The sequence below is a fragment of the Nocardiopsis sp. LOL_012 genome (assembly GCF_048060475.1).
Taxonomy (GTDB): domain Bacteria; phylum Actinomycetota; class Actinomycetes; order Streptosporangiales; family Streptosporangiaceae; genus Nocardiopsis.
Genome location: NZ_JBHMIV010000129.1, coordinates 1 through 353, shown reverse-complemented (window position 1 = coordinate 353; position 353 = coordinate 1). Strand labels below are relative to the sequence as shown.

Here is a 353-nt window from a genome sequence, read left to right as displayed (position 1 = left end):
GAGGGTGAGCATGACCTGGAACAAGGGGTTGCGCGCCGCCGACCGCACCGGGTTGACCACCTCCACCAGATGCTCGAACGGCACGTCCTGGTGCTCCAGATCGGCCAACGACCGCTCCCGCACCCGACCCAGCACCTCACGCAACGACGGCGCACCCGAGGTGTCCACCCGCGCCACCAGCGTGTTCACGAAGAACCCCACCAGATCCTCCAACGCACCATGGCCACGACCCGCCACCGGCACACCCAACGGCACGTCCGTACCCGCACCCAACCGCGTCAGCGCCACCGCCACCGCCGCCTGCAACACCATGTACAGCGTGCACCCGTTCTCCCGGGCCACCCGCTCCAACG

Annotated in this window: 1 protein-coding gene; it reads right to left on the bottom strand. The window is 69.1% G+C overall.

Annotated elements, in window-relative coordinates; genetic code table 11:
• On the bottom strand, positions 1 to 342 hold a 342-nt coding region (locus ACFHWE_RS23765; protein ID WP_416604108.1), incomplete at its 3' end, for a condensation domain-containing protein.
• Between the last annotated feature and the right edge of the window lie 11 nt (positions 343 to 353).